Source organism: Nonomuraea sp. CA-143628, from assembly GCF_050942315.1.
Lineage (GTDB): Bacteria > Actinomycetota > Actinomycetes > Streptosporangiales > Streptosporangiaceae > Nonomuraea.
The window spans coordinates 1,924,517-1,948,659 of the sequence record NZ_CP192072.1; the positions used below are offsets into that span (position 1 = coordinate 1,924,517).

General features: G+C 69.2%; 28 protein-coding genes and 1 pseudogene. 17 read left to right on the top strand and 12 right to left on the bottom strand.

Going from position 1 to position 24,143, the window contains the following annotated elements; genetic code table 11:
* Positions 1-37: 37 nt before the first annotated feature.
* Positions 38-739, top strand: coding sequence for a TetR/AcrR family transcriptional regulator (locus ACQP2T_RS08980; RefSeq protein ID WP_433519741.1), 702 nt, complete (start codon positions 38-40; stop codon positions 737-739).
* Positions 740-1,062: 323 nt separating this feature from the next.
* A complete protein-coding gene (locus tag ACQP2T_RS08985; protein WP_433515710.1) occupies positions 1,063-1,752 on the top strand; it encodes a class I SAM-dependent methyltransferase in 690 nt (229 codons plus the stop codon).
* A gap of 92 nt (positions 1,753-1,844) precedes the next feature.
* Here ACQP2T_RS08985 and ACQP2T_RS08990 read toward each other — a convergent pair whose 3' ends face one another.
* The gene (locus tag ACQP2T_RS08990) at positions 1,845-2,687 is read right to left on the bottom strand and encodes an SMP-30/gluconolactonase/LRE family protein (protein WP_433515711.1); all 843 of its coding nucleotides are present in this window, start codon (positions 2,685-2,687) and stop codon (positions 1,845-1,847) included.
* A gap of 208 nt (positions 2,688-2,895) precedes the next feature.
* On the opposite strand from ACQP2T_RS08990, the gene ACQP2T_RS08995 reads away from it, so the two are divergent.
* The gene (locus ACQP2T_RS08995; protein ID WP_433515712.1) at positions 2,896-3,411 is read left to right on the top strand and encodes a GNAT family N-acetyltransferase; all 516 of its coding nucleotides are present in this window, start codon (positions 2,896-2,898) and stop codon (positions 3,409-3,411) included.
* A gap of 77 nt (positions 3,412-3,488) precedes the next feature.
* On the opposite strand, the gene ACQP2T_RS09000 is transcribed toward ACQP2T_RS08995, so the two are convergent.
* A complete protein-coding gene (locus ACQP2T_RS09000) occupies positions 3,489-3,998 on the bottom strand; it encodes a GNAT family N-acetyltransferase (RefSeq protein ID WP_433515713.1) in 510 nt (169 codons plus the stop codon).
* A gap of 125 nt (positions 3,999-4,123) precedes the next feature.
* Between ACQP2T_RS09000 and ACQP2T_RS09005 the strand changes: the two genes are divergently transcribed.
* The 3 genes and pseudogenes from ACQP2T_RS09005 to ACQP2T_RS09015 all read left to right on the top strand — a co-directional run bounded on the left by ACQP2T_RS09005 (position 4,124) and on the right by ACQP2T_RS09015 (position 6,855).
* Positions 4,124-5,428, top strand: coding sequence for an MFS transporter (locus ACQP2T_RS09005; protein ID WP_433515714.1), 1,305 nt, complete (start codon positions 4,124-4,126; stop codon positions 5,426-5,428).
* A gap of 116 nt (positions 5,429-5,544) precedes the next feature.
* Positions 5,545-5,904: pseudogene (locus tag ACQP2T_RS09010) on the top strand (AAA family ATPase); the annotation flags it as partial.
* 27 nt (positions 5,905-5,931) lie between these two features.
* The gene (locus ACQP2T_RS09015; protein WP_433519742.1) at positions 5,932-6,855 is read left to right on the top strand and encodes an ATP-binding protein; all 924 of its coding nucleotides are present in this window, start codon (positions 5,932-5,934) and stop codon (positions 6,853-6,855) included.
* On the opposite strand, the gene ACQP2T_RS09020 is transcribed toward ACQP2T_RS09015, so the two are convergent.
* The gene (locus ACQP2T_RS09020) at positions 6,776-7,198 is read right to left on the bottom strand and encodes an NUDIX hydrolase (RefSeq protein WP_433515715.1); all 423 of its coding nucleotides are present in this window, start codon (positions 7,196-7,198) and stop codon (positions 6,776-6,778) included. The two genes, ACQP2T_RS09015 and ACQP2T_RS09020, sit on opposite strands and share 80 nt — an antisense overlap.
* 74 nt (positions 7,199-7,272) lie before the next feature.
* Here ACQP2T_RS09020 and ACQP2T_RS09025 point away from each other — a divergent pair, with 74 nt between their 5' ends.
* The 9 genes from ACQP2T_RS09025 (at position 7,273) to pqqE (ending at position 14,107) form a co-directional block, all read left to right on the top strand.
* The gene (locus tag ACQP2T_RS09025) at positions 7,273-7,896 is read left to right on the top strand and encodes a DUF6758 family protein (RefSeq protein ID WP_433515716.1); all 624 of its coding nucleotides are present in this window, start codon (positions 7,273-7,275) and stop codon (positions 7,894-7,896) included.
* Positions 7,897-7,962: 66 nt separating this feature from the next.
* Complete coding sequence (locus tag ACQP2T_RS09030) at positions 7,963-8,673, top strand: MBL fold metallo-hydrolase (RefSeq protein ID WP_433515717.1); 711 nt, start codon at positions 7,963-7,965, stop codon at positions 8,671-8,673.
* Positions 8,674-8,692: 19 nt separating this feature from the next.
* Entirely contained in the window at positions 8,693-9,691 is a 999-nt protein-coding gene (locus ACQP2T_RS09035) for a RecB family exonuclease (protein ID WP_433519743.1), read from the top strand.
* A gap of 87 nt (positions 9,692-9,778) precedes the next feature.
* Positions 9,779-10,936, top strand: a complete 1,158-nt coding sequence (locus ACQP2T_RS09040) for an MFS transporter (RefSeq protein ID WP_433515718.1) — start codon at positions 9,779-9,781, stop codon at positions 10,934-10,936.
* A gap of 108 nt (positions 10,937-11,044) precedes the next feature.
* Entirely contained in the window at positions 11,045-11,200 is a 156-nt protein-coding gene (gene pqqA, locus ACQP2T_RS09045) for a pyrroloquinoline quinone precursor peptide PqqA (protein WP_433515719.1), read from the top strand.
* A gap of 12 nt (positions 11,201-11,212) precedes the next feature.
* Entirely contained in the window at positions 11,213-12,013 is an 801-nt protein-coding gene (pqqB, locus tag ACQP2T_RS09050; RefSeq protein WP_433515720.1) for a pyrroloquinoline quinone biosynthesis protein PqqB, read from the top strand.
* Positions 12,010-12,681 carry a pyrroloquinoline-quinone synthase PqqC gene (pqqC, locus tag ACQP2T_RS09055; protein ID WP_433515721.1) on the top strand — a complete coding sequence of 224 codons (672 nt, stop codon included), beginning with the start codon at positions 12,010-12,012 and terminating at the stop codon, positions 12,679-12,681. Before pqqB ends, pqqC begins: the two co-directional genes overlap by 4 nt.
* A complete protein-coding gene (gene pqqD, locus ACQP2T_RS09060; RefSeq protein ID WP_433515722.1) occupies positions 12,678-12,989 on the top strand; it encodes a pyrroloquinoline quinone biosynthesis peptide chaperone PqqD in 312 nt (103 codons plus the stop codon). Before pqqC ends, pqqD begins: the two co-directional genes overlap by 4 nt.
* Positions 12,986-14,107, top strand: coding sequence for a pyrroloquinoline quinone biosynthesis protein PqqE (pqqE, locus tag ACQP2T_RS09065; protein ID WP_433515723.1), 1,122 nt, complete (start codon positions 12,986-12,988; stop codon positions 14,105-14,107). Before pqqD ends, pqqE begins: the two co-directional genes overlap by 4 nt.
* On the opposite strand, the gene ACQP2T_RS09070 is transcribed toward pqqE, so the two are convergent.
* The 3 genes from ACQP2T_RS09070 to ACQP2T_RS09080 all read right to left on the bottom strand — a co-directional run bounded on the left by ACQP2T_RS09070 (position 14,058) and on the right by ACQP2T_RS09080 (position 18,012).
* A complete protein-coding gene (locus tag ACQP2T_RS09070) occupies positions 14,058-14,969 on the bottom strand; it encodes an oxygenase MpaB family protein (protein ID WP_433515724.1) in 912 nt (303 codons plus the stop codon). The two genes, pqqE and ACQP2T_RS09070, sit on opposite strands and share 50 nt — an antisense overlap.
* 13 nt (positions 14,970-14,982) lie before the next feature.
* A complete protein-coding gene (locus ACQP2T_RS09075; RefSeq protein WP_433515725.1) occupies positions 14,983-15,873 on the bottom strand; it encodes an alpha/beta fold hydrolase in 891 nt (296 codons plus the stop codon).
* A gap of 159 nt (positions 15,874-16,032) precedes the next feature.
* Positions 16,033-18,012: a DEAD/DEAH box helicase gene (locus ACQP2T_RS09080; protein ID WP_433515726.1), complete on the bottom strand. Its 1,980-nt coding sequence runs from the start codon at positions 18,010-18,012 to the stop codon at positions 16,033-16,035.
* A 337-nt stretch (positions 18,013-18,349) separates the two neighbouring features.
* Here ACQP2T_RS09080 and ACQP2T_RS09085 point away from each other — a divergent pair, with 337 nt between their 5' ends.
* Positions 18,350-18,994, top strand: coding sequence for a ferritin-like fold-containing protein (locus ACQP2T_RS09085; protein ID WP_433515727.1), 645 nt, complete (start codon positions 18,350-18,352; stop codon positions 18,992-18,994).
* A 172-nt stretch (positions 18,995-19,166) separates the two neighbouring features.
* Here the strand turns inward: ACQP2T_RS09085 and ACQP2T_RS09090 are convergent, their stop codons facing one another.
* The 5 genes from ACQP2T_RS09090 to ligD (ACQP2T_RS09110) form a co-directional block, all read right to left on the bottom strand.
* Positions 19,167-19,400, bottom strand: coding sequence for a DUF3107 domain-containing protein (locus tag ACQP2T_RS09090; RefSeq protein WP_357651993.1), 234 nt, complete (start codon positions 19,398-19,400; stop codon positions 19,167-19,169).
* A gap of 83 nt (positions 19,401-19,483) precedes the next feature.
* On the bottom strand, positions 19,484-20,104 hold the full coding sequence (locus ACQP2T_RS09095) for a TetR/AcrR family transcriptional regulator (RefSeq protein ID WP_225300629.1): 621 nt from the start codon (positions 20,102-20,104) through the stop codon (positions 19,484-19,486).
* A gap of 62 nt (positions 20,105-20,166) precedes the next feature.
* Positions 20,167-20,367, bottom strand: coding sequence for a hypothetical protein (locus ACQP2T_RS09100; RefSeq protein WP_358551579.1), 201 nt, complete (start codon positions 20,365-20,367; stop codon positions 20,167-20,169).
* A gap of 33 nt (positions 20,368-20,400) precedes the next feature.
* Complete coding sequence (gene ligD, locus ACQP2T_RS09105) at positions 20,401-21,282, bottom strand: non-homologous end-joining DNA ligase (protein WP_433515728.1); 882 nt, start codon at positions 21,280-21,282, stop codon at positions 20,401-20,403.
* Positions 21,279-22,181 carry a non-homologous end-joining DNA ligase gene (ligD, locus tag ACQP2T_RS09110; RefSeq protein WP_433515729.1) on the bottom strand — a complete coding sequence of 301 codons (903 nt, stop codon included), beginning with the start codon at positions 22,179-22,181 and terminating at the stop codon, positions 21,279-21,281. The genes ligD (ACQP2T_RS09105) and ligD (ACQP2T_RS09110) overlap by 4 nt, the downstream gene beginning before the upstream one ends.
* Positions 22,182-22,241: 60 nt before the next feature.
* On the opposite strand from ligD (ACQP2T_RS09110), the gene ACQP2T_RS09115 reads away from it, so the two are divergent.
* Complete coding sequence (locus ACQP2T_RS09115; RefSeq protein WP_433515730.1) at positions 22,242-23,129, top strand: Ku protein; 888 nt, start codon at positions 22,242-22,244, stop codon at positions 23,127-23,129.
* Positions 23,130-23,520: 391 nt separating this feature from the next.
* Here ACQP2T_RS09115 and ACQP2T_RS09120 read toward each other — a convergent pair whose 3' ends face one another.
* Complete coding sequence (locus tag ACQP2T_RS09120) at positions 23,521-23,877, bottom strand: hypothetical protein (RefSeq protein WP_357944396.1); 357 nt, start codon at positions 23,875-23,877, stop codon at positions 23,521-23,523.
* Positions 23,878-24,143 lie beyond the last annotated feature (266 nt).

Genomic DNA, 24,143 nt, shown 5'->3' on the forward strand with positions numbered 1-24,143 from the left:
TCAACGATCCAGTAATATTAGACTTGCGTCTGTGGACATGAGCAAGGCAGGACCAACGACCAAGGGGGTGGCCGGCGGCGTGTGGCTGCGGGCGGCCACGCGGGCGGGCCGCGAAGGGCCACCGCTCACCCGGGAGCGCATCGCCGCCGAGGCCATGGCCCTGCTGGACGGGGAGGGCGTCGACCGGCTGACCATGCGCAGGCTCGCCCAGCGCCTCGGCACCGGCTCCACCACCCTCTACTGGCACGTCAAGACCAAGGAAGACGTCCTGGATCTGACCCTCGACATGATCTTTGGGGAGGTCGAGATCCCCGAGGAGAACGCGGACTGGAGGGCCGCCGTCACCACACTGGCCGGCCGGTGGCGTTCCGTCCTGCTGAAGCATCCCTGGTCGGCCGTGCTGCTGGGCCGGCCGATGCTGGGCCCCAACGTGCTGGCACGCAGCGAGTTCCTGTACTCCACGCTGATCAAGGCGGGGGTCGGCGGGCCATCCCTCACCGCCGCGGCGTACGGCCTGTCCAACTACATCGTCGGCTCGGCCCTGATGCAGACGACCTGGCAGACGAACGCCGACCCGGACATCCGGCAGGCCGCTCGCGAACACTTGCGCACCAGCAGGGACAGTTACCCGAGCCTCGCGGAGCACGGCCCGATGGTGGCGGGCGACGACTGGGACTCGGCCTTCACGCTGGGTCTCGCCTGGCTGCTCGACGGCATTGAGGCCGCCGTTGCCCGGTGAGGTCGGCCGGCGACACGCTTGCGAAAAATTCTCCTGCTGCCATAGAAGGGGGCCTTGGGGCGGCCGTCAGAAGCCCTATAGGCGCCTCTGACGCGGGCGTTGCCGGGCAAGGACAGCCCTCTCCAAGGGTGAGGGCACGGCGGGCTCCCCAGGTCGCTCTGTCGCCCTTTGGGGCGCTGCTGGACGATCTCGAAAACGGCCGCTGACGTGGGCAAATGCAGCCTATGGCGGCTAAAATTCAAGGACCCGATCGCGTGGGCGGCCGGGGTCTGAGGAGGCCGTGAGTGAACCGGGATATCCGCACCGTGGAAGACGTTCTGTCCATGTTGGACCGCCTTTTCGCCGCGGATGCCGACCGATGGACGCCGAACGCCTCCTCCTGGTGGGACGACTTCTACGCCGACCGCTCCTCGCCGATCCCCTTCTTCGTCGACAAGCCGGACGAGAGCCTCGTGTCCTACCTCGATCGCGGCCTGCTCGCCCCCGGACGAGCCCTGGACCTCGGCTGCGGACCAGGGCGCAACGCCGTTCACCTCGCCTCGCTCGGGTTCGAGGTGGACGCCGTCGATCTTTCCCCGGCCGCCGTGACCTGGGGCCAGGAGCGGGCCCGCGAGGCGGGTGTCGAGGTCCGCTTCCACTGCGGCGACATCTTCTCCGTCGGCCTGCCGCCTGGGCACTACGACCTGGTCTATGACTCCGGCTGCCTCCACCATCTGCCGCCGCACCGCCGGGTGAGCTATCTGAACCTGCTGGACCGTCTGCTCGCCCCCGGCGGTCATCTTGGCCTCACCTGTTTCGCCGCCGGTGCCATGGGCTCCGAGCTGCCGGACGAGGAGTTCTATCGCCAGGGTCGTCTGCACGGAGGATTGGCCTATACGCCTGAGGCGCTGCGCTGGATCTTCTCGGACTACACCGAGATCGAGTTGCGACCTATGGAGGAGCAGGCGGCCGACGCGCCCGCCTTCGGCGTTCCCTTCCTGTTGGCTGCCCTGTTCCGGCGGGTCGCCATATAACTGGCGGCCGGCAGATAGCGCGGTCGGCAGGTAACTGAGGGCGTGCGCGGATACAACGTAGGCTGCCCGGCGGTCCGCCGCCGGGAGCCGCTCTACGGCCAGCCGGCGCCGGGGACCTCGACCTCGGTGGAGAGGACTTGGCCGGTTCCGGGTGGCACCATCTCGGGCATGCCGCGCCACTCCGCGGCCACGATGAAGAGCGTCGAGCGGTTCGCGCCGCCGAGTTCGCAGGCGAAGGCGCCGCGGTCGAGCTGGATGGTCCGCACCTTCTCTCCGCCTTCGCGGACGCGTACGCACTGCCGGTTGGGCACGTCGGCGTACCAGACGGCGTGCTCGGCGTCGACGCAGATCCCGTCGGGGACGCCGTCTCCGAGGTCGGCCCACACCCGGCCGTTCGCGAGGCTGCCGTCAGGCCCGATGTCGTACCCCATGAGCCTTCTGCCGTACGAGTCGGCGACGATCAGCGTTGCGTTGTCCGGCGTCACGGCCAGCCCGTTGGGGAACGAGATGCCGTCGGCCACGTCACGTGCCAAGCCGTCGGGGCCGACATGTGTGACGGCTCCGGGAGCGAACTCCCCGCCGCTGAGCATGTCGAAGCCCGCGCGGTCGACGTAGATGTTGCCGCGGCCGTCGATGACGATGTCGTTCCAGCCCTGCCCGACGCCGGCCAGGTCGGCGTGGGTCACCAGCGAACCGTCGGGTTCCATACGCAGCAGCAGCGCCCGCGCCGAATCGACGATCACCAGCCGCCCGTCGGGCTGCCAGGCCGTGCAGAGGGGTATCGACTCCACCCGGGCCACGACCTCGTGCTTGCCGTCGAGGTCCAGCGCGATCACCTCGTGCGCGGTCCAGTCGGAGAAGTACAGGCGGCCGTCGTGCCAACGCGGCGCCTCGAGCAGTCCGAGGCCGGTGAGCCAGGTACGCAGTTCAGACATCGAAGTCTCCCTTCGCGACGTCTTTGACAACGATTTGCCCGACCCGCCGACCCGTCGATAACATCGCGCCTGCGCGAAGGGCGCGTGATCGCCGTGTGACGAGGGAGGTTGATGAATATGGCTGCCAGCAGCCCTCATCAGCATGCCCTTGTCCGGCCCGCGCGAAGCTAGCGCGGTCCGGGTCGTACGAAACGACCAGGAGTCACACGTGTCATCTTCCCCTTCACCGACCCACCCCGATCTGACCACTGCCCGCCTCATCCTGCGGGTATGGACCGACGGCGAGGCCGCCGCCGTCCTGAACGGCACCAGGCAGACGCACTGGGCGGCGGACTTCCCCGCCGAGGGCGACGGCGTCATCGCGGGTCTCTTCGCCGAGCATCCCGCGTGGCTGGGCGAGTACGGCCACCGGCAGGTCATCGAGCGCGAAAGCGGCCTGGTGGTCGGCTCGATCGGCCTGTTCTGGCCGCCCGGCGACGGCACCCTGGAGCTCGGGTACGGCATCGTGGCCTCCCGGCGCGGCCGTGGCTACGCCCCCGAGGCCACCCGGGCCATGACGGCGCACGCCCTCACCGCACCGGGTGTGCACACCGTGTACGCCAATGTGGAGCTGTCGAACCCGCCCTCGATCCGAGTGCTGGAGAAGGCGGGCTTCGAGCGGTGGAGCCTTGAGCAGGACACAGCCCGGTACTGCGCCACGACGGCAGACCTGCCGCAGCGGTAGCAAGCGGTAACAGTCTCCGCGCCGAGTGTCGAGCGGGCGCGCTTCCGGTACTCGGCGCGGAGAGGGGCTGGAGTTGTTCAGTCGTCAGCGTCACCTCTGGAGGCGAGCTTTTTCTCCATCACCAGCTTCGGCAGCCCGTTCGGCGGCTCGTCTCCGAGCTGCGAAGTGTCCTCGAACCCGTGCCGCCGATACAGCGCGATCGCCTTCTCATTGCCCGGATCGACCGACAGCTCAAGGACCTCCGCCCCCACCTCCACGGCCCACGCCGCAACGGCGCGTATCAGGTGATCGCCGACCCCTCGCCCCCGCGCCTCCGGAGCCACCCACATCGAGATCAGTTCGGTCACGCCGTCCCGCTCGTCCGGGATGCCGCTGGCCATCCCCGCAGGCTTGCCGTCGAGCAGGGCGATCAGGTCCCGCGAGCCGGGGATGCTCAGACGGTCCCGCCACCGCTCCTCCCGGTCGCCGTCGCCCTGCCATTCCGAGAGCGGGACTCCGAACGCGTTCGGCGCCTCCTCGAGCGCGACGAGCCGAAGCTCTCGCCAGAGGGCCCAGTCATCAGCCGACAGCTCCTGCAATTCGATCATCCGGGCAGCCTGTCGCCCCGAACGTCCTGATCGCAACTGCTTTAGGCGGCCTGCTGAAGGTAATTGACACACTCATAGACGTCTATGAAGCTTGTCGTCATACCGGACAGCCGAAAGGTCACCACATGACGGCGACGGCCCCCGACCCCCAGCACACCGACCCCGCCCGCTCCCGCCGGGCCCTGATCGCCGGCTCGGTCGGCAACTTCATCGAGTGGTACGAGTTCGGCGTCTACGGCTATTTCGCCACCATCATCGCCGCCAACTTCTTCACCCCCGACGGCGCGAGCGACATGGAAGCGCTGGTCAAGACGTACGCCTCGTTCGCTCTGGCGTTCTTCTTCCGTCCACTCGGCGCCGCGCTCTTCGGGCGCCTCGGTGACCGGATCGGCCGCAAGCCCCTGCTCATCCTGGTCGTCCTGCTCATGTCTGGCGCCACGACGCTCATCGGCGTACTCCCGACTTACGCCACGATCGGCGCGGCGGCCCCGTGGCTGCTGACGCTCGTCCGGATCGTGCAGGGGCTGTCGGCCGGCGGGGAGTTCGGGGGCGCGGTTTCGGTCATGACGGAATTCGCACCGCGTGGCAGGCGTGGGCTGTACGGGTCGTGGCAGTCGTTCACCGTGGCGCTGGGGCTGCTCGGGGGAGCAGGCGCGGCGGCCGTGCTCGCGACCGCGCTGCCGGAGCAGGACCTGGCGGACTGGGGATGGCGGGTGCCGTTCCTGCTGGCCCTCCCGCTCGGTCTCGTGGCGCTCTGGCTGCGACTGCGGCTTGAGGAGACGCCGTCGTTCGAACGGGCGCGTACGGCGGGACCGCTCACGAAGCCGAGCGCCGGTGAGGTGACCAAGGCGATCGTGCTGGGGATCGGGCGGCTCATGGGCTGGTCGGCCGCCGGGTACACGTTCCTGGTCGTCATGCCCTCCTACCTCCAGACCACGCTGAACGCCACCTTCCAGCAGGCACTGGTCGCCACGGTGCTGGCCAACCTGGGCTTCGCGCTGGCGATCATCCCGGCGGGCGTGCTGAGCGACCGGGTCGGCAGGCGGCCGGTCATGCTGGCGGGGGCGATCTCGGTCATCGTGCTCGCCTTCCCCCTGCTGAACCTGCTCCAGGACCCCGGCGCTCCCAGCTGGGCCAAGGGGCTGGCCGTACTGGTGGCCGGAGTGGCGGTCGGCCTGATGGCGGGGCCGGGGCCCGCGATGCTGGCGGAGATGTTCCCGACCACGGTCCGCTACACGGGGTTGGGGCTGGCGTACTCGCTGTCGAACGCGGTCTTCTCCGGGTCGGCGGGGCTGATCATCACGGAGCTGATCAAGACGACCAAGGACGTCGACATCCCGGCCTACTACGTGGTGGCGGCCTGTGTCGTCAGCGCCGTGGCGCTGGCCGGTCTGCGCGGGAGCGACCACCGAGAAGAACTGCGCGGCTGACGAGGTAGGGACAGATCCCGCATAAAACTAGGGACAGATCCCGCATAAAAGTGGGGACGATCCTGATATAAAACTAGGGACAGTCCAGAGTTATGCCAGTTCAGGAGGGTAGGCCGATGGATTCGGACGCCCTCGTAGACCGGCATCTGAAGACGGTGATCTGTCGGCGGCTTGCCAGTCGGCCCGTCGTTGTACTGACGGGGCCGCGCACTGTCGGAAAGAGCACGCTACTGAGCGCCTGCGCGCGCCTGCAGGACGTCCCGGTCATCGACCTCGACGACGTCTCGGTCAGGCGTGCTGCGGACGCCGACCCAGGTCATTTCGCGACCATCCCGCTCGAACCGGTATGCATCGACGAATTCCAGCATGTGCCCGAGATGCTTTCGGCGATCAAGGCTGAGCTCAACCGCGACTTGCGACCGGGTCGGTTCATCCTCACAGGCTCCACGCGCTATAGCGCGCTACCCCGTCTCGGGCAGGCATTGACGGGTCGAGCGCATGTCATGACCATCTGGCCGCTGTCCCAAGGCGAGCTCAGCGGTCATCGGGAGACCTTCTTGGACGCTGTGCTCACCGATCCGGAGAGCCTCCTGACGTCTGTGCCGTCGCGTACGTCGCGCGCCGAATACGAGGCCGCGATACTCGCCGGTGGTTTCCCGGTCGCCTTGGGCATGCCGGAAAGCGAACGCGGATCCTGGTTCCGCGACTTCGTCTCGATGGTGATCGAGCGGGACGTGCTGGAGATCCGCAAGGTACGGCAGCGCCAAGTGCTGCCCATCATCATGCGCCAGTTGGCCGCCCGTACCTCCAGCACGGTGAACATGGCGGACATCGCGGCCGCCGTCGGGCTCGATCAACGTCTCGTGGGTGACTATGTCGCCCTGCTCGAAGCGGTCTTCCTCACCCACCGGCTGGAGGCGTTCGGCCGTACGCTGGCCAGCAAGGTCGCCAGGTCGCCGAAGATCCACCTGATCGACAGCGGGCTGGCCGCGCACCTCCTGGGCATCACGCGCAGGAAGCTGGACCGGCGCGATCCCGCCACTCTCACCGAGTTCGGCCGGGTCGTGGAGACCTTCGCCGTGAACGAGTTGATGAAGCAGGCGGGCTGGTCGGAGGAACTGGTCGAATTCAGCCACTTCCGCACACGGGATCAGCGGGAGGTCGATCTCGTCATCGAGTCGCAGGAGGGATCGGTCGTCGGCGTGGAGGTGAAGGCCAAGTCGTCGATCGAGGAGAAGGACTTTCAGGGGCTGCGGCTGCTCAGGGAGCGGCTCGGGTCGAGCTTCGTCGCGGGCGTGCTGCTCAATCTCGGTCAGCAGTCGTTCCGCCACGACGACCGGCTCTACGTCATGCCGATGGATCGGCTCTGGACGCCTGTCCCGGCAGCGCCTCCCAGGACGTCAGCGCCTCCAGCAGGCCGTCCGTGAGCGGCAGCCGTACCAGGTCCTCCCGTGAGCACCAGCGGGCGTCCGCGGCGTCGTCGCCCGCCGCGAGCGTGCCGTCCGTGACCGTGGCGCGGTAGTCGCGGATCTCGTACGTCACGCCGCCCGGCCCCGGACGGTCCACGGTGCCCACGAGAGGGCCGATCGTGACGACCAGGCCGGTCTCCTCCAGGACCTCGCGGCGCAGGGCTTCGGCGTCCGTCTCGGCGGTCTCCACCCGGCCGCCCGGGATCGACCACAGGCCCGCGCCCGGCGGGTGACCGCGCTTGATCAGCAGGAGCCGGCCCGAGGCGTCGCCGATGATGGCGCCCACGCAATTTACGCGCACATGGTCAAGATTACGGCTGGACAACAGCATGCGGCCTTGACGGGGTGGTGCCCGAGGACGCAGCGTGAGTAGCTGTGAGAGCGGTTCCAACCTGCCCACGGTGTTTTGGTTCACTTCACGGGCCAAGTGCGTGGTCGAGCGCCTGGCGATGTGACGCGCACGGTGATGTCCTGCCCTACCAGCCACCTTGGCCCCCGTCCTCCAGGGCGGTCGAGACGATGCGGAAGAGCTCGATGGTGCCCGTCTGGCTGCCGTGGCCCTTGCCGCCCGGCTGGCTCGTCACCGGGTTCGCGGAGGCAGGCGACGAGCGTACGGGGGGCCGGGCCAGCGTGGTCGCGCTGTGCGGCCCTTCGCTGACGCGAGGGCCCGCCGATCTGCTGGTCATCGCGGAGGAGCCCGGCGTCGGGCTGGGGGCGGCGTTCGCGGGGCTGGGCGGGCCCGATCCCGGTGAGGGGTTCGACTCCGGGCCGCCGAACGCGAAGATCGTGGTGCTCGGGCATCCGACCGCGCTGTGGTGCGTGGGCGCGGGCGCCGACCGGGCCGTCTACGCGGGCGAGGCGATGGGGAACTGGCTGTGGACGATCGCCTGGCCCGCCGAGGCCGGGTGCCTCATCGCGCTGGCCGAGCTGAGCCTTCACGACCTGCGTGACCTTGAGCTCGACCTGCCTTTCGGCGCCTTCTCACCGAGGCTGGAGTAGTCCGTACGCATGCGGCGCCGTCGACGAGATTCGCTCTGTCACTCAGACGGACTAGAGTGCGGAGGCGTGACAGCGCGTATCGAGCGAGTGGTGAGCGAGGGTGTCGTCGACGTCGACGGCACCGAGCACAAGGTCGAGAACAACATCTGGATCATCGGCGACGATGACGAGGTGATCGTGATCGACCCGGCGCGTGACGCCGACAAGATCCTGGAGAAGGTCGGCGAGCGAGAGGTGCTCGCCGTGATCTGCACCCACGGTCTGCCTGACCACGTCGGCGCGGCCATCGAGGTGGCCAGCAGGGACGAGGCGGTGATCGCCCTCCACCCCAAGGACAAGCCCCTCTGGCGGGAGACCTGGTCGCAGACCTGGCCCGACATCGACATGGAGGACGACGGCATCTTCGAGGTGGCCGACGTCCGGCTCGACGTCATGGATACGCCCGGCGTCACGCCCGGCGGGGTCTCGCTCTACTGCGAGGCGCTCGGGGTGGTCTTCAGCGGCGAGACGCTGCAGGCCGACGGGCCCGGCAAGATCGGCGGCGAATACCCCGACCTCAACTTCCAGCTCAACGCGATCGGGGCGCGGCTGTTCACGCTGCCCCCCGAGACGCGGGTGCTGGCCGCACACGGCGACGAGGTGACGGTCGGCGACCTGGAGCCGCACTTCGGCGAGTGGCGCATCATCGAGTCGGACGACGCGGACGAGGGCCCGCTGACCGACGGCACCAAGGCCGCCGGGATCAGGCTCGATCCGGGTGACGGCCGGGGTGTATGACCAGCTGCCGCTGGAAGGGATGCCGCGACGGCTCTATTCGTGTACGCCGTCGCGGCTGAACGCCTGGCTCGACTGCCGTCGCCGCTACCGGTTCACCTACCTCGACCGGCCGCAGCCGTCCAAGGGGCCGGGGTGGGCGCACAACAGTGTCGGAGCCAGCGTGCACAACGCGCTGGCGGCCTGGTGGCGCGAGCCCTATGAGCGGCGGACGCCGCTGACGGCGGCCATCCTGCTGAGCAACGGGTGGATCACCGAGGGGTTCAGGGACGCCGAGCAGTCGGCGCAGTGGCTCGGGCGCGCCCGCGACCTCGTGTCCGGATATGTCGGCACACTGGATCCGTCGGATGATCCGGTCGGCGTCGAGCGTACGGTGGCCACGCGCACCAAGGTCATCGCCGTGTCCGGCCGCATCGACCGGCTCGACCGGCGGGGCGACGAGCTGGTCGTGGTCGACTACAAGACCGGACGGCGGCCCCTCACCCAGGACGACGCGCGGTCCTCGCTCGCGCTGGCCGTCTACGCGATCGCGGCCTCCAGGATGATGCGCACGCCGTGCCACTCGGTCGAGCTGCACCACCTGCCGACCGGCGAGATCGTCGAATGGCGCCACACGGACGAGTCCCTCGGGCGTCACCTGGGGCGGGCGGAGGAGGTCGCGGTCGAGGCCGCCACCGCCGACGAACGCTACCGCGAGGTGATGGGCGCACCGGGCCCCGTACGCGCCCGCGGCCGAGCATCCGGTACGACAGGCGGCCCGGCCCCCGGCACGCCCGCCGGCGGCCCTGGCGCGGTTGGCCGGGACGGCGCTGAGGCGGTCGCAGGTGGGCCTGCCGCCCGGGAGGCGGGTGGTCCCAAGGATCGGCCGCATGTCGGGCCCCCGGCGGTGTCAGCCGAGCTGGACGCGATGTTCGCCCCCAGCCCCGGCCCGATCTGCGGCTGGTGCGACTTCCGGCGCCACTGCCCCGAAGGTCTGGCCGCCGCACCCGAGCACCGCCCCTGGGAGGGCCTGGCCGAATAACACCTACACACTCGGTCGGTGGTTGGCCGACGCCTCCGGCCGGGTGACCATGGTGAGACATCCGGTTATGGTCGGATAGTGGGTCGGGTGGGGCGTTTGCCGGTGGCGGTGGCGCTCGGTGCCCTGTTCAACCCGCTGAACTCCTCCATGATCGCCATAGCCCTGGCCCGCATCGAGACGGAGTTCCGCGTCGGCGTCGTCGCCGTCACCTGGCTGGCCGCGGGCTTCTACCTGACCGCCGTCGCCGTGCCGCCCCTGATGGGCGCGCTGGCCGATCGGTTCGGTCCCCGGCGGGTGTTCTGCGGCGGGCTGGTCATGGTGGGCCTGACCGGCGCCCTTGCCGCCTTGGCCCCCTCCTATCCCGTCCTGGTGGTGGCCCGGCTGCTGCAGGCGTTCGGGAGTTGCGCGACGCTCCCGGCCGGGATGGCGATCATCACGGCGACGGCGGAGAAGGGGCGGCCGGCGCCCCGCGTCATCGCGCTGATCTCGATGGTGCTGACGGCCAGCGCCGCCGCCGGGCCGGTGCTGGCGGGGTTCCTGGTCAGCTTGTGGGGGTGGCGGGCGATCTTCCTGGTCAACGTCCCGCTCGCGGCGGTGGCGCTCGTACCGGCGCTGCGCTGGCTGCCCAAGGTGGCCCCCGTGCGGCGGCGGCAGGCGTGGCTGCCCAGGCCGAAGCCGGCGCTGCTGGCCACCTACGGGGTGTTCGCGATGGTCAACGTGGTGTTCTATCTGGCGTTCCTCATGGTGCCGCTCTGGGCGCAGCGCTCGGCCGGGCTGCCGCCGCACCTCGCGGGGCTGCTGGTCCTGCCCATGGCCGTGTCGGCGGTCCTCATGACGCCGGTGGCGGTGGCGGTGGCCGCGCGTGTGGGGATGCGGGTCGTGCTGCTGGTGAGCGCGGGGTTGCTGCTGACGGGGTCGTGCGTCATGTTCTTCGTCGGGCCCGTCGGGGTGGTGCTGGTGATCACGTCGCTGATCGGCCTGGCGTCCGCGTTCAGCCAGTTCGGCCTGAACTCGCTGGTGTTCGTACACGCCGACCGGAACGAAACCGGCTTGGCCGTGGGCCTCTTCCAGGCCTCGCGGTACATCGGAGCCGCGACCGCCGCCTCGATCACGGGCGTGCTGTACGCCCCCGAGACCATGGCCCCCAGCGGCTGGGTCATGGTCACGGCCTCGACGCTCATCCTGCTCGCCGGATTTATCATCCCCGTCGAGACATCGGATGAAGAATCTTGCCAAAAGAGCTAAAAACCAGCAATAGGGAGAAATCTCAGGGCATAGCTCCGATCTCAGCCATTGACGCAAAGCTTCCAAGGCGGTCATATCTGGTGTAACCCCTATGGAAGGCAGGTGCGCATGTCCCAGCCGAAGGAACAGGGCAAGACGCAACCACGCAGGATCCATGAGAAGAAGGTCAGGGCCCGCGGCGAGGAGATGACCTGGCACAAGCCCGACTACCAGGTCGTCGAGGCGTCGATGGAGATGACCGCCTACTTCCTGGCCACCAGGTAACCGGGCACCGCCATGCGACTGCAGGTGCTCGGCACCGCGGCCGGTGGCGGCGTGCCCCAGTGGAACTGCGCGTGCCCTGGCTGCTCCGGGGCACGCGCTCATCCGGGTCGCCGCAGACGCCACGCCAGCCTGGCCGTACAACAGGACGACGGGTGTTACGTCGTCAACGCCACGCCCGACATCGCCGAGCAGATCGAGGCGTGCGCGTGGCTGCGCCCGGGCCCGGGGCCGCGCGAGTCGCCGCTGAAGGGCGTGATCCTCACAGACGCCGAGCTCGACCATACGATCGGCCTGCTCAGGCTCAGGGAGGCGGACGAGCTGGAGGTCCGCTGCACCCCGGTGGTACGGCAGGCGCTGAGCTCCTTCGCCGACATCCTCCGCCCGTACGTACGGATCGCCTGGGCCGACGCCGACCTCATCCCGATATCGGCGAAGCGCCCCCGGTACGCCGACTCCCCGGAGGCTCCGGACTGGGTCTCCGCCCTGCGCCTGATGGGAGGAGCCGTGGTGTACGCGCCCGCCATGGGCGTGTGGCCCGAAGCGCTGGACGAGGCCGAGTGCGTCATCATCGACGGCACGTTCTGGGACGACGAAGAGCCCCGCCGTACCGGGATCTCGGCGAAGACCGCCACCCAGATGGGCCACCTCCCGATAGAGGCGACCATGGAGCGCCTGTCCCGGTTGCCGGGCCGTCGCCTGTACACCCACCTCAACAACACCAACCCCCTCGTGGACCCGGCGGCCGAGCAGCACAAGGTGCTCGCCGAGCTGGGGATCGAGGTGGCCGCCGACGGGATGGTGATCGACCTGTGAACGGCTTCGAGGCCGAGCTGCGTGCCGTACCGGAGAAGCGCTACCACCACCTGCACCCCTTCAACCAGCGCATGCACGCCGGCGAGCTGACCCGTGACGAGTTGCGGGGCTGGATACTCAACCGCTTCCACTACCAGCGGCACATCCCGATCAAGGACGCGTTCATCCTCGCCAAGCTGGCCACGCCCGAGCTGCGCAGGACGTGGCTGCGCAGGATCCAGGACCACGACGGCGGCGCGCCGGGCGAGGGCGGCATCGAGCGGTGGCTGCGGCTCGGCGAGGCGGCCGGACTGGACCGGGCCCTGCTGCTGTCGGGCGAGGGCGTGCTGCCGGGCGTGCGGCTGGCCGTCGACGGCTACGTGAACCTGTGCCGCAACGGCTCCGCGCTCGAAGCCGTGGCCGCCTCGTTGACGGAGCTGTTCGCGCCGGACCTGATGCGCACCCGGATCGCCGCCTTCGAGCGGCACTACCCGTGGATCGACCCCGAGGGGCTGCGTTACTTCCGCGTACGCGTCTCTCAGGGCCGCCAGGACAGCGGCGAAGCACTGGCCCTGGTCCAGGAGTGGGCGCGGACCCGTACGGACCAGGAGAGGGCCATTGCGGCGCTCGGCTACAAGTGCGACGTGCTGTGGGCGCTGCTCGACGCGGTGGACGGGGCCTACCGATGACCGAGCCGACGACCGGCCCGACGGCCGAGCCGACAACAGCGCCGACGACCGGCCCCGCGACAGCGTCGGCCACCTGGCGCCCCGTGCTGTCCCGCGCGGCCATGCTCCGCCACGATCCGGTACGGCAGGCCGACCTGCTGATCGTGCCCGAGCGGATCGTCGTACTGAACGAGGAGGCGGCGGCCATCGTCGGCCTCTGCGACGGCGAGCGGACCGTGGCCGACATCGTCGCCGAGCTTCCCGAGGGTGCGGAGGCCGACGTGGTGGAGTTCCTCGACCGGGTGCGCGCCGAGGGGTGGGTGCGGTGAGCGCTCCTTGGGCCATGCTGGCCGAGCTCACGCACGCGTGCCCGCTGCGTTGCCCATACTGCTCCAATCCGACCGAGCTGGCGGCCAGGTCGAGTGAGCTGAGCACCGGTGAGTGGCAGCGGGTGTTCGCCGAGTCGGCGGCGCTCGGCGTCGTGCACGCCCATCTGTCCGGCGGCGAGCCGCTGCTCAGGCCGGATCTGGCGGCGATCGTGGCGGCGGCCGCGGGGGAGGGCGTCTACACCCAGCTCGTCACCAGCGGCGTCGGGCTCACGGAACGGCGGCTCGGCGAACTCGCCGCGGCGGGACTGCGCAGCGTGCAGCTATCGGTCCAGTCGGCGACGAGCGCGGAGTCGGACCGGATCGCCGGAGTCGCCTCGTTCGCGTGGAAGGAGCGGGCCGCCGACGCCGTGGCGGCGAGCGGGCTGCCGTTCGGGCTCAACGTGGTGCTGCACCGGGAGAATCTCGACGCCGTCGGCGAGATCATCGAGCTCGGGCTGGCGTGGGGCGTGGAGCGCATCGAGCTGGCCAACACCCAGTTCTACGGGTGGGGGCTGCTCAACAGGACCGCGCTGCTGCCCACCAGGGAGCAACTCGCCCGCGCCGAGGCCACAGTCACGAAATATCGGGAAAAGACGGATGTTGAGCTGATCTGGGTGATTCCCGATTACTTCGACGGCGTGCCGAAGCCCTGCATGGGCGGTTGGGGCGCGATCTCGATCACCGTCGCGCCCGACGGCCGGGTGCTGCCCTGCCCGGCGGCCTACGCCCTGCCCCTGGAGCTGCCGAACGCCCGTGACCACTCGATCGGCTGGATCTGGGAGCACTCGCCCGCCTTCAACGCCTACCGGGGCACCGACTGGATGGGCGAGCCCTGCGCGAGCTGCCCGCGCAAGGAGCTCGACTTCGGCGGCTGCCGCTGCCAGGCGTACGCGCTCACCGGCGACGCGAGCCGCACCGACCCGGCCTGCCGCCTGTCACCCGACCACCATCTCCTCGACGACCTGGCGAGCGGCGGCACATGGACCTTCAGGCGACCGGCGCCAACGGTCGGCGGCGGCACGGAGACCGTCAGGCGGCCAGCGCCTTCGGCCGGCGGCGCGGATCGGTCAGCCCCCTGAGCCCCTTGCCGGTGTCGTAGCCGACGCCGGCGAGCCGCTCGCGGGCGGCCCGCAGCATCTCCCTGGTCGCCGGCATGAACGCGTGGTCGTGCAGCGGCTCGGGCAAGGAGTTCATGGCCAGCCGGAACGCTCTCAGCCCGGCCGTCACCGTGGCCCGCGGCACCGCCGGCAGCACCCCGTACATCCGCCTGGCCCACTCCGGCAGCGAGTAGTAGCACAGCGCGCCGAACGGGAAATAGGCGGGTTTGCCCGGCGTGAGCGCCCGCAACTCCTGCGGCAGCCTCGGCCACAGCAGGAACCGCACGGCCGCGGCGGCCTCCTCGGTGACGCGCAGCGCGGGACGTACCCGCTTGAAGTAGGCGTCCATCTCCGCGCACGAGCCGGGCACGTCCTCGGGGTGCAGGCCCACATAGGAGGCGCTCTTTCGCTGCTCCCGCAGGTAGGCGTCGGCCTGGCGCTCGGTGAGCCCCAGCCCGCCGCGCCTGGCCACCTCCAGGTACGACGAGACCTCCGCGCAGTGCACCCAGAGCAGCAGCTCGGGGTCGTCCACCCGGTGTGTCCGGCCGGTGTCGGGGTCGCTGACACGCAGGCTCTTGTGGATGCCGCGCACCCGCCGGCCGATCTCGTCGGCCTCGGCCGGGCTGCCGAACGTCACGCGGCCCACGAAGTCGGCGGTGCGGCGCAGGCGGCCGAACGGGTCCTCCTGGAAATTGGAGTTCTGCCAGACGCCGCGCATCGCGAGGGGATGCAGCGCCTGGAGCATCAAGCCGCGCACGCCGCCGACCCACATGGAGCGGTCGAGGTGCACCAGCCAGGTCACGCTGTGCGGCGGCTGGACGACGATATCTTCGATGCTCGTCATAGTAAGTACATCGTTACAGATCATTGGATCGAATGTCCAATTGCTGGTGCTCCGCGGCGTTCCAGAACCGGACCAGCGCCGTGGCCGTGGTCTCCGGAGCCTCCACGGCCGGCGAGTGGGCCGCGCCGGGCAGCACCACGCACTCCGCCTCCAGCCGGGCCGCCATCTCCGACTGCAGCTCGGCCGGCCAGCCGTCGTCGCGCTCGCCGTAGAGGACCAGGGTGGGCACCTCGATCTGCCTGAGCTCGTCGGTACGGTCGGGCGCGGCCAGCACCTGCTCGGCCATGCGCGACAGCGCGGTGGGGGAGTTGGCCAGCAGGCGCTTGTGAAGAAAGGCGATGATCTCGTCGGGCACGCCGTTGGCCAGCGCCTCGGGCTCGAACCTCGTGGACCAGAGGTGTTCGAGCCCCAGAGTGGGGAGCTCCTTCATGATCGTCTTGCCGCTGCGCGCCCGCTCGCCCACGATGCCGGACGGCCCCGAGCTCATCAGCGTGAACGAGGCGAACTTCGTCCGGCCGTCGATGACCGCCTCACGCGCGACCAGGCCGCCGAAAGAGTGCCCCACCAGGTGCATCGGCTCGCCGCCGCTGAGCGTCTGGGCCAGCAGATCGACGTCGGCGCCGAGCGCGGCGAACGAGTAGGCGGCGGGGTCGTCAGGGCCGGGCGTCTCATACTGCCCGCGCAGGTCGACGGCCACCACCCGGCGGCCAGACTGGGCCAGGGTCTGCAGGATCGCGATGAAGTCTTCCTTGCTGCCGGTCAGACCGGGAACCAGGAGCGCGGGCCAGCGCTCCACCACACCACTGACCGGAAGCGCCTCAAGGGCCGCGAAGGTGCCCTGGGACGTTTCTATCTTTTGTGGTGCAACGCCAGGAGGCAGGTCGAGGAAGCGCGGCGTACTCACGTGAGGCAACAATACCCAGAGGTCAGCGCCTCGACACCGGCATACTCCCCACGCTGGTGCGAAACGGCGCAGGCGCGCACCGCGGGATGCGGTGCGCGCCTGCGTTTATCAGGTGCCTGCGTCTGTCGGCTTTGAGCTGCCTGCGTCTGCCGGCAGCTCTTAGCCGGCGCGACGGCGGTTGCCACCGCCGCCGTTGTTACCGCCGCCACGCGGCTGGCGGCGCTGCTGCTTGCGCTCGGTGGCCGCGGACGGGGCGATGTCGTCGTCGTCCGTGGCCAGGTCGGGTGACTGGAAGATCACCATGAACGGGCTGGCCGGCACGATCCGCTCCGGCTCCTGGCGCGCCGCGGGCTGCGGCGTGGACAGGAAGCTCGGCTCGGCGATCGGTGCACGTTCCATGACCCGCTCCTCCACGACCTGCTCCTCCACAATCCGCTCCACGGTGGGAGCCTGCTCGACGACCTGTCCGCGCCCGGCGGCGGACTTGCGCGTACGGGCCGGCCTGCGCTCGCTGACCTGAGCTTGCTCAGCGACCGGCTCAGCGACCGGCTCCGCAACCTGCTCAGCGACCGGCTCACGGGTCGACGCACGGGCCGCTCTGCGGGCCGGCTTCTGCTCGGTGACCGGCTCGCGCTCGGTGAGCGGGGCCTCCGGGGCGCCGGCGAGGGCGTTCTCGATGGCGGCCGTCGCGGCCCCCCTGCGAGTGCGACCGCGCCGCGGCTCGGCGGCCGCCTCGATCTCGTCGGCTGAGATGATGGCGGGTGTCTCCTCCGTCTTTCGGGCGCTCGCCTTGCTGGAGCGACTGGGCACAGGCTCGACCTCCGGCGTCTGGACGGGTGCGGTGCCCTCTTCCGTGGGCATGCCGCCGCGGGTGCGGCGGCGCTGGCGCGGCGTGCGCGCCGGACGCTCCTCGCGCTCGTCCCGGCGCTCGTCACGGCGACGGCCGCCGTTGCGCGTGCGGGTCCTGCCGGTCTCGCCGAGGTCCTCGATGCGCTCCGCCGACAGGCCCGCCCGCGAACGGCTGGCGTGCGGCAGGACGCCCTTGGTGCCCTCGGGGATGTTGAGCTCGGTGAAGACGTGCGGCGAAGTGGAGTAGGTCTCCTCGGGTTCGGCGAAGTCGAGCCCGAGCATCTGGTTGATCATCTTCCAGCGGGTCAGCTCCTCCCACTCCACGAACGTGACCGCGATGCCCGTGCGCCCGGCCCGGCCGGTGCGGCCGGTGCGGTGCACGTACGTCTTGTCCTCGGTGGGGCAGTCGTAGTTGACCACGTGGGTGACGTCGTCGATGTCGATGCCGCGCGCCGCCACGTCGGTGGCGACCAGCACGTCGATCTTGCCGCTGCGGAACGCGCGCAGAGCCTGCTCGCGCTGGCCCTGGCCGAGGTCGCCGTGGACGGCCGCGACCGCGAAGCCGCGCGTCTCGAGCTGCTCCGCGACCATGTCGCAGGCCCGCTTGGTCTCACAGAAGACCATGGTGAGCCCGCGGCCCTCGGCCTGGAGCAGCCGGGCGACGATCTCGATCTTGTCCATGCGGTGGACGCGCCAGACGATCTGGCGTACCTGCGGGTGCGGGATGCCCTCGCCGCCCTCGCCGTTCTCGTGCTCGGCCCGCACGTGCGTGGGCCGGTTGAGGTACTTGCGCGAAAGCGCGACGATCTCGCCGGGCATGGTCGCCGAGAACAGCATGGTCTGCCGCTCTTCGGGGATCAGCTTGAAGATCCGCTCGATGTCGGGCAGGAAGCCCAGGTCGAGCATGCGGTCGGCCTCGTCGAGCACCAGCGAGGTGATCTGGCTGAGGTCGAGGTGCTTCTGCTTGACCAGGTCGAGCAGGCGGCCGGGGGTGCCGACGATGACGTCGACGCCGGCCTTGAGCGCTTCGACCTGCGGCTCGTACGCCCGGCCGCCGTAGACGGTCAGGACCCGCGAGCCGAGCTTGCCGGCCGCGGTGACGAGGTCTTCGCTGACCTGTACGGCCAGCTCGCGGGTGGGCACGACGACCAGCCCGCGTGGCTTCTTACGGTTCTTACGCGGTTTGCCGATGCCCTGGAGCATCGCGATGCCGAACGCGTAGGTCTTTCCCGTGCCTGTGCGTGCCTGACCGATCAGGTCCTGGCCGCTCAGCGCGAGCGGGAGTGCCATCTCTTGGATGGGGAACGGTGTGGTGATGCCCTCGGTCTCGAGGGCATCAGCGATCTCTGGTGTGACTCCGAGGTCTCGGAAAGTCGTCAGCGTGGCCTGCCTCAGTCTCAAATGAAGGCGGGCCTGCCGGGACCGACGGGCGGAAAACAAACCCCGTGCCTGGGTCCTCGCGGTAGAGCCAGCCCTCTCGCGTCATCGCGACCGCAGACCCGGGAGCGGGGGGTTAACGGGGAAATCCCCCGAATTAACACAGTGCGGTCGCACTTTCACAGAGCAGTGTACTCGATACCACAACGTTGGCCGAGTTTCCGAATGTTCCCGAAGTACGCTGCCTTCCATGAACGAGTCTCCAGGAGTCGTCGATCTGCTCGGTGTGCTGGCCTATGCCGAGCTCAGCGCCTTCGCGCGGATGACCGAGGACGCGGCCTCCCTGGCCCCCTCCTTGGCCGATCAGGCCGCGCTCAGCGAGCTGGCCGTAGCCGAATATGCCCACTTCCGTCTCCTGCGCGACAGGCTGACCGAACTCGGCGCCGATCCCGAGCGGTCGATGTCGCCGTTCGTCGAGGCGCTGGACGCCTGGCACACCCAGACAGCTCCGGCCGACTGGTTGCAGGCGTTGGTCAAGGCGTACGTGGGCGTGGGCATCGCGCTCGACTTCTACCGGGAGGCGGCCAGACACCTCGAACCGTCGATCGCGAAGCTGGTCGACGAGGTGCTCGTGGACGAGGGCCGCTCGGAGTTCGCGGTGGAGCGGGTCAGGGCCGGGGTCGCGGCCGACCCGGCGGTGAGCGGCCGGCTGGCGCTGTGGGCGCGACGGCTCGTCGGAGAGGCGCTCAGCCAGGGCCAGCAGGTCGCGGCGGCCCGGCCGGAGCTGGCGCTGCTGGTGGTCGGCCCGGCGGCCGACGACCCCGCACAGATCTCCCGCCTGTTCGCCAAGCTGACCGAGGAGCACGGCAAGCGGATGGCCGCCCTCGGCCTCTGAACCGCTCCCGCGCCCTGCGCGCCGCTCCAGGCGAGGGTACGGCGTGTGCCGCCGCACCCTCGCTCAAGCCGCTGGAGGGCGTCGCATCCTCGCTCAAGCCGCTGGAGGGCGTCGCCGCACCCCGCTTGAGTCGGTCTTGAGCCGCTGGAGAGTCGTTGTCGCTGGAGAGTCGTCAGAGAGTGCCGCCGAAGCCCACGGGCCTCGACTCGTCCTCGCCGATCTCGATGAAGCCGATCGACGCGACCGGCACGATCACGCGCCGCCCCTTCGCGTCGGTGATGGAGAAGACGCCGCGATCGGCGGCCAGCGCCTTTCTGATCTCCTCTTCGACCTGCTCGGACGACAGCTCGGTCTCGACAACGAGCTCGCGGTGTACGGAGCGTACGCCGATCTTGACTTCCATCATGCTCCCTTTCGACGGGGCTGGCTCCTCCCATCGTCGCCGCTGGTGGGCCAGGAAACGCCGATGATCGCGCCCAGCGAACGGGTTTAAGCCGTACGCGGAAAACCGCTGATGCCGCGCCAGGCCAGCCGGGCCATGAGCTGCTCGGCGGCGTCCTTCGGGATGGAGCCCTGCGTGGTCACCCAGTAGCGGGCGCTCACCTCGGCCATGCCGACCAGTCCGACGCCGAGCAGGTGGGCCTCGTCGCTGGTGCAGCCGGTGTCCTCCTGGATCACCGCGCTGACCATCTCGGCGCACTCGCGCAGGGAGCGCTCCACCCGCTGGCGCACCGGCGCCACGTTGCGCAGGTCGGACTCGAAGACGAGCCGGAACGCCTCGCCCTGGGTGGAGACGAAGGAGTAGAACGCGCTGAACGTGGCCTGGACGCGGAGTTTGTTCTCGTGGGTGGAGGCCAGCGCCTCACGGCAGCGGTTGACCATGTCGTCCACGTGCAGGTCGAGCAGCGCGAGGTAGAGCTCCAGCTTGCCGGGGAAGTGCTGGTAGAGGACGGGTTTGCTGACTCCGGCCCGATCGGCGATCTCGTCCATGGCGGCCGCGTGATAGCCGTTCTCCACGAACACTTCCTGCGCGGCGCTGAGCAGCTGCCGGCGGCGGGCTAGTCGGGGCAGCCGAGTGCCCCGGGGCTTGGCGTCCGGGGTTGCGGTCACGCTGGTCTCCATGGGGCTCCGAGTCGGCTGTTCGGACATCCTACGTGCGACTCAACGACTCATCAGCGATAGTCGTCATCATCGAGGTCCACCTCGCGATACTGCTCGGCGGCGTCGGCCGGATCGACCTCCAGCGGGGTCTCGCCCTCCGCGTCGCGCACGTCACGGTGCTGCTCGGCGGCGTCGGCCTCGGGGGCCTCGATCGACAGCTCTTCCATCTCGTCGAAGGGGAGGTCGTCCCCACGTACGTCCATCTCCGACATTGCAGTCCCCTTCTAGGTGCGGACGGAACCAGACTACGCCTGACCGAAAAGGTCGCCGTGCTCCTCGACTCTGGCCAGTACGTCGTGTGTCGTGAACACCAGTTCCTCCGGATGCTCACAGCCCTCGACCTCCTTCCACAGCAGCGGCGTCGAGACCGTGGGCCGTGGCCCGGCCCGCAGTGAATAGGGGGCGACCGTGGTCTTGGCCGGGTTGTTCTGGCTCCAGTCGATGAACACCTTGCCGGGGCGCGCCTTCTTGGTCATCAAGCTGACCACCTGGTCGCGGTGGGCCTTCTCCAGCATCTGGGCCAGCCTCTTGGCGTACGCCGAGGGCTCCTCGCGGCCGTCCCATTCCGCGTACAGCTGCATGCCCTTGTTCCCGCTCGTCTTCGGCCGTGCGGTGAGGCCGTCGGCGCGCAGCACCTCGCGCAGCATGAGGGCCACCCGGCAGCACTCGACGATGGTCGCCGGAGCCCCGGGGTCGAGGTCGAACACGAGTGTGTCGGGCGGCAGCGCCTCGCCGTCGCCGGACACCCGCCACTGGGGCACGTGCAGTTCCAGGGCCGCCAGGTTGGCGTAGTAGACGAGCGACGGCAGGCCGTCGATCACGGCGAAGTCGATCTCGTCGCGGTTCTTGGTGCTGCCAGGCACGGGCAGGGTGGCCCTCCTGACCCAGTCCGGGGTGTGGTCGGGGGCGTTCTTCTCGAAGAAGGACTGGCCGGTCACGCCGTTCGGGTAGCGCTTGACGGTGAGCGGCCTGCCTTCCAGGTGCGGCAGGAGCGCGGGGGCGACGCGGCTGTAGTAGTCGATCACCTCGGCCTTGGTGAAGCCGACCTCGGGATAGAGCACCTTGTCCAGGTTGGTCAGCACCAGCTGCCGCCCGTCGACCCGCACCGGGACCTTCGCTGGGGTCACAGTGTCACCTCCGAAGGGAGCTTGTCCGGGCGCAGCCCGCGCCACACCGGGTGGCGCAGCCGCAGATCGTCGGTCCACATCGTGTAGGCCACCTCCCCGACGAGCTCGGGTCTAACCCAGCGGTTGCGCCACGGGACGACGTTCTGGAAGGGGCTGCGCGGGATCTCCAGCGGGCTCAGGAACGCGTGGAGCTGGTCGAGCACGGCCTCGGTGAAGCCGGTGCCGACGTGACCGACGTACGTCAGGCCGTGCTCGGTGAACACGCCCATGATCAGCGAGCCGATCCCGCCCGACCTGCGGCCCTTGCCGGGCTTCCAGCCACCGACCACGACGTCCCTGGTGCTGAGGTGCTTCACCTTGATCCACGACGGCGAACGCGTGCCCGGCCGGTACGGCGAGTCGAGCCGCTTGGCGACGACGCCTTCGAGGCCCTGCTCCTGGGTGGCGGCGAGCAGGTCGGAATCTCCCGGGAAGTACGGCGGGGCGCCGATGTCCAGCTCGTCGAGGAGGCTGCGCCGGTCGCGGTACGGCAGGTCCAGCAATGTGGTGCCGTCGAGGTAGAGCAGGTCGAACGGCAGGTACGTGACCGGATACAGCTCCAGCATCACCTCTTCCGGGTCGGTGAGATGCATGCGATGCTGCAGCCGGACGAAGCTGGGCCGCCCTCGGGGATCGAGCGCGACCACCTCGCCATCGATCACCGCATTCTTCACCCCGAACCCCGAAATTTCGGGATACCGGCGGGTGTACTCGACTCCGTGCCTTCCCGTCACCTTCAGTTCACGGTCCAGGTGGAGGATGGCGCGGATGCCATCCCACTTGACCTCCAAGCCATACCGCTCGTGATCTTCCGGTAGCTGTCCGGGCACGGCGAGCATTGGTTCGATGGGGTATGGCATTGGTTGCACCATGACGGGTATGTGCCCATAGGGCGAGCCCGCTAGAGCTGAGGAGTGCCCATGCGCAGCATCTGGAAAGGGGCGATCTCCTTCGGCCTCGTCACGATCCCGGTGAAGCTCTACTCCGCGACCGAGCAGAAGGACGTGACCTTCCACCAGGTACACCGCGAGGACGGCGGCAGGATCCGCTACAAGCGCGTGTGCACGGTCGACGGCGAAGAGGTCCCCTACTCCGACATCGCCAAGGGCTACGAACTGGCCACCGGAGAGATCGTGGTGCTGACGGACGAGGACTTCGAGGATCTGCCGCTCAGCACCTCGCGCAGGATCGACGTCCTCCAGTTCACGCCGGCCGACCAGATCGACCCGATCTACTTCGCCAAGTCGTACTACCTGGAACCGGACGGCCAGGGCGACAAGCCGTACGTGCTGCTGCGCGACGCCCTGGAGAGCTCGGGGCAGGTCGCGGTCGTCAAGGTGGCGCTGCGGCAGCGGGAGTCGCTGGCCACGCTCAGGGTGCGTGACGGGGTGTTCGTGCTGGAGACCATGTACTGGCCGGACGAGATCCGCGTGCCCGACTTCGGGTTCCTCGAAGAGGACATCGAGGTACGGGCCCAGGAGCTCAAGATGGCCGAGTCGCTCATCACCACGATGAAGGCGGACTTCGACGCCACCGAGCACCACGACGCCTACCGCGAGGCGCTGCAGCAGGTGATCGAGGCCAAGGTGGAGGGCAAGGAGGTCATCGCGCCGCCGGAGGGCGAGGAGGAGGCGGGTCCCGCCGTCGACCTCATGGCCGCGCTGCGGGCGAGCGTCGACGCGGCCAAGCGCGAGCGGTCGGGCGATGCCGCCAAGCCCAAGCGGGCCACCAAGGCGTCGAAGGACGCGGGGGACAAGGACACGGGGGAGAAGGCCGCCCCCAAGCGCAAGGCCCGCAAGTCCGCCTGATCCGGCACCGCACTCCGCCGGCACCGGGCACCGCACTCCGTCGGCGTACGCACACGGGCCGTTCTGGCAGCGCGCACAAATGCCGAGCGGTGGGCACAAATGTCGGGCGGTGGGCACAAATGCAAAGGCGCCTTCGGCATCAAATGCCGAAGGCGCCCCGCATTTATCGGAGGGGGAGGCTCAGCCGGAGGAATTCCGCTTGACTGCTTCCCCCAAGAAGCCATGGGAATTAATTCCCGCCGAGCCCGGACGCGTTGGCGTGGCGACTTTTCCGAGTGCCTGTGTCCTTTATTGAGAACACAGGCACCCGGTGGCGTCCGGAGCTCAACTCAACCGGGTGACCGGTTGCCTGGCCATCTCCTCGACGACCGGATCGGCCGTCTCCGATTTGTTACTGGAGAGCCTCGCGACGAGCGCGCTCCTCTTCCTCACGCTCGAAGTTGAACGAGCGAGCGTTGGCGTCGGCGTCAGAGTCCGTGCGCACGGTGTTCTGGTTGTTGTTGTGCAGGTGGATGTGGACCTTGACCCGGCCACTGCGGTGTCCGCCGCGACGGCCCCAGCCGCCCCAGCCGCCCCAGCCACCGCAACGGCGGCCACAGCCCCACGAGAAGGTGGAGGCGCTGGTGCTCGCGGAGGCGGTCGTGGCGCTGGCGGAGGTGGCGGTGGTCAGGGCGCCGAGGCTGATGAGGCCGCCGGACATACCCGTGCTGATCACAAGCCCTGCGATGACACTCTTGAACTTGGGCATTGAATTCCCCCCTAAAGGATCGGTTGCCCTGTTCCAGATATTTGCCGGAGTGAACGGTAAATATCTTGGATGACATTGAATGCGTCATCCGTGCTGATTTATTTCCGACGTTCCGGCGGGATAAACGGCCGTAGTTGTGTTTTGCTATACGCTAACTCTCTCATTGCTCTCATTAAGCATTTATGAAATGAAATGAAATGATTTGTCCGTTTTATGGGGGTGGGTGATCCGCGCTGCGGCTGCCCCGATTCCGGCTCGCGGCGGTG

Bases quoted from the DNA above. Each gene is read 5' to 3' on its own strand.
- ACQP2T_RS08980 (WP_433519741.1), top strand. From the start codon at position 38: ATGAGCAAGGCAGGACCAACGACCAAGGGGGTGGCCGGCGGCGTGTGG.
- ACQP2T_RS08985 (WP_433515710.1), top strand. From the start codon at position 1,063: ATGTTGGACCGCCTTTTCGCCGCGGATGCCGACCGATGGACGCCGAAC.
- ACQP2T_RS08990 (WP_433515711.1), bottom strand. From the start codon at position 2,687: ATGTCTGAACTGCGTACCTGGCTCACCGGCCTCGGACTGCTCGAGGCG.
- ACQP2T_RS09000 (WP_433515713.1), bottom strand. From the start codon at position 3,998: ATGATCGAATTGCAGGAGCTGTCGGCTGATGACTGGGCCCTCTGGCGA.
- ACQP2T_RS09005 (WP_433515714.1), top strand. From the start codon at position 4,124: ATGACGGCGACGGCCCCCGACCCCCAGCACACCGACCCCGCCCGCTCC.
- ACQP2T_RS09015 (WP_433519742.1), top strand. From the start codon at position 5,932: ATGACCATCTGGCCGCTGTCCCAAGGCGAGCTCAGCGGTCATCGGGAG.
- ACQP2T_RS09035 (WP_433519743.1), top strand. From the start codon at position 8,693: ATGCCGCGACGGCTCTATTCGTGTACGCCGTCGCGGCTGAACGCCTGG.
- pqqA (WP_433515719.1), top strand. From the start codon at position 11,045: ATGTCCCAGCCGAAGGAACAGGGCAAGACGCAACCACGCAGGATCCAT.
- pqqB (WP_433515720.1), top strand. From the start codon at position 11,213: ATGCGACTGCAGGTGCTCGGCACCGCGGCCGGTGGCGGCGTGCCCCAG.
- pqqD (WP_433515722.1), top strand. From the start codon at position 12,678: ATGACCGAGCCGACGACCGGCCCGACGGCCGAGCCGACAACAGCGCCG.
- ACQP2T_RS09070 (WP_433515724.1), bottom strand. From the start codon at position 14,969: ATGACGAGCATCGAAGATATCGTCGTCCAGCCGCCGCACAGCGTGACC.
- ACQP2T_RS09080 (WP_433515726.1), bottom strand. From the start codon at position 18,012: ATGGCACTCCCGCTCGCGCTGAGCGGCCAGGACCTGATCGGTCAGGCA.
- ACQP2T_RS09085 (WP_433515727.1), top strand. From the start codon at position 18,350: ATGAACGAGTCTCCAGGAGTCGTCGATCTGCTCGGTGTGCTGGCCTAT.
- ACQP2T_RS09090 (WP_357651993.1), bottom strand. From the start codon at position 19,400: ATGATGGAAGTCAAGATCGGCGTACGCTCCGTACACCGCGAGCTCGTT.
- ACQP2T_RS09100 (WP_358551579.1), bottom strand. From the start codon at position 20,367: ATGTCGGAGATGGACGTACGTGGGGACGACCTCCCCTTCGACGAGATG.
- ligD (WP_433515729.1), bottom strand. From the start codon at position 22,181: ATGCCATACCCCATCGAACCAATGCTCGCCGTGCCCGGACAGCTACCG.
- ACQP2T_RS09115 (WP_433515730.1), top strand. From the start codon at position 22,242: ATGCGCAGCATCTGGAAAGGGGCGATCTCCTTCGGCCTCGTCACGATC.
- ACQP2T_RS09120 (WP_357944396.1), bottom strand. From the start codon at position 23,877: ATGCCCAAGTTCAAGAGTGTCATCGCAGGGCTTGTGATCAGCACGGGT.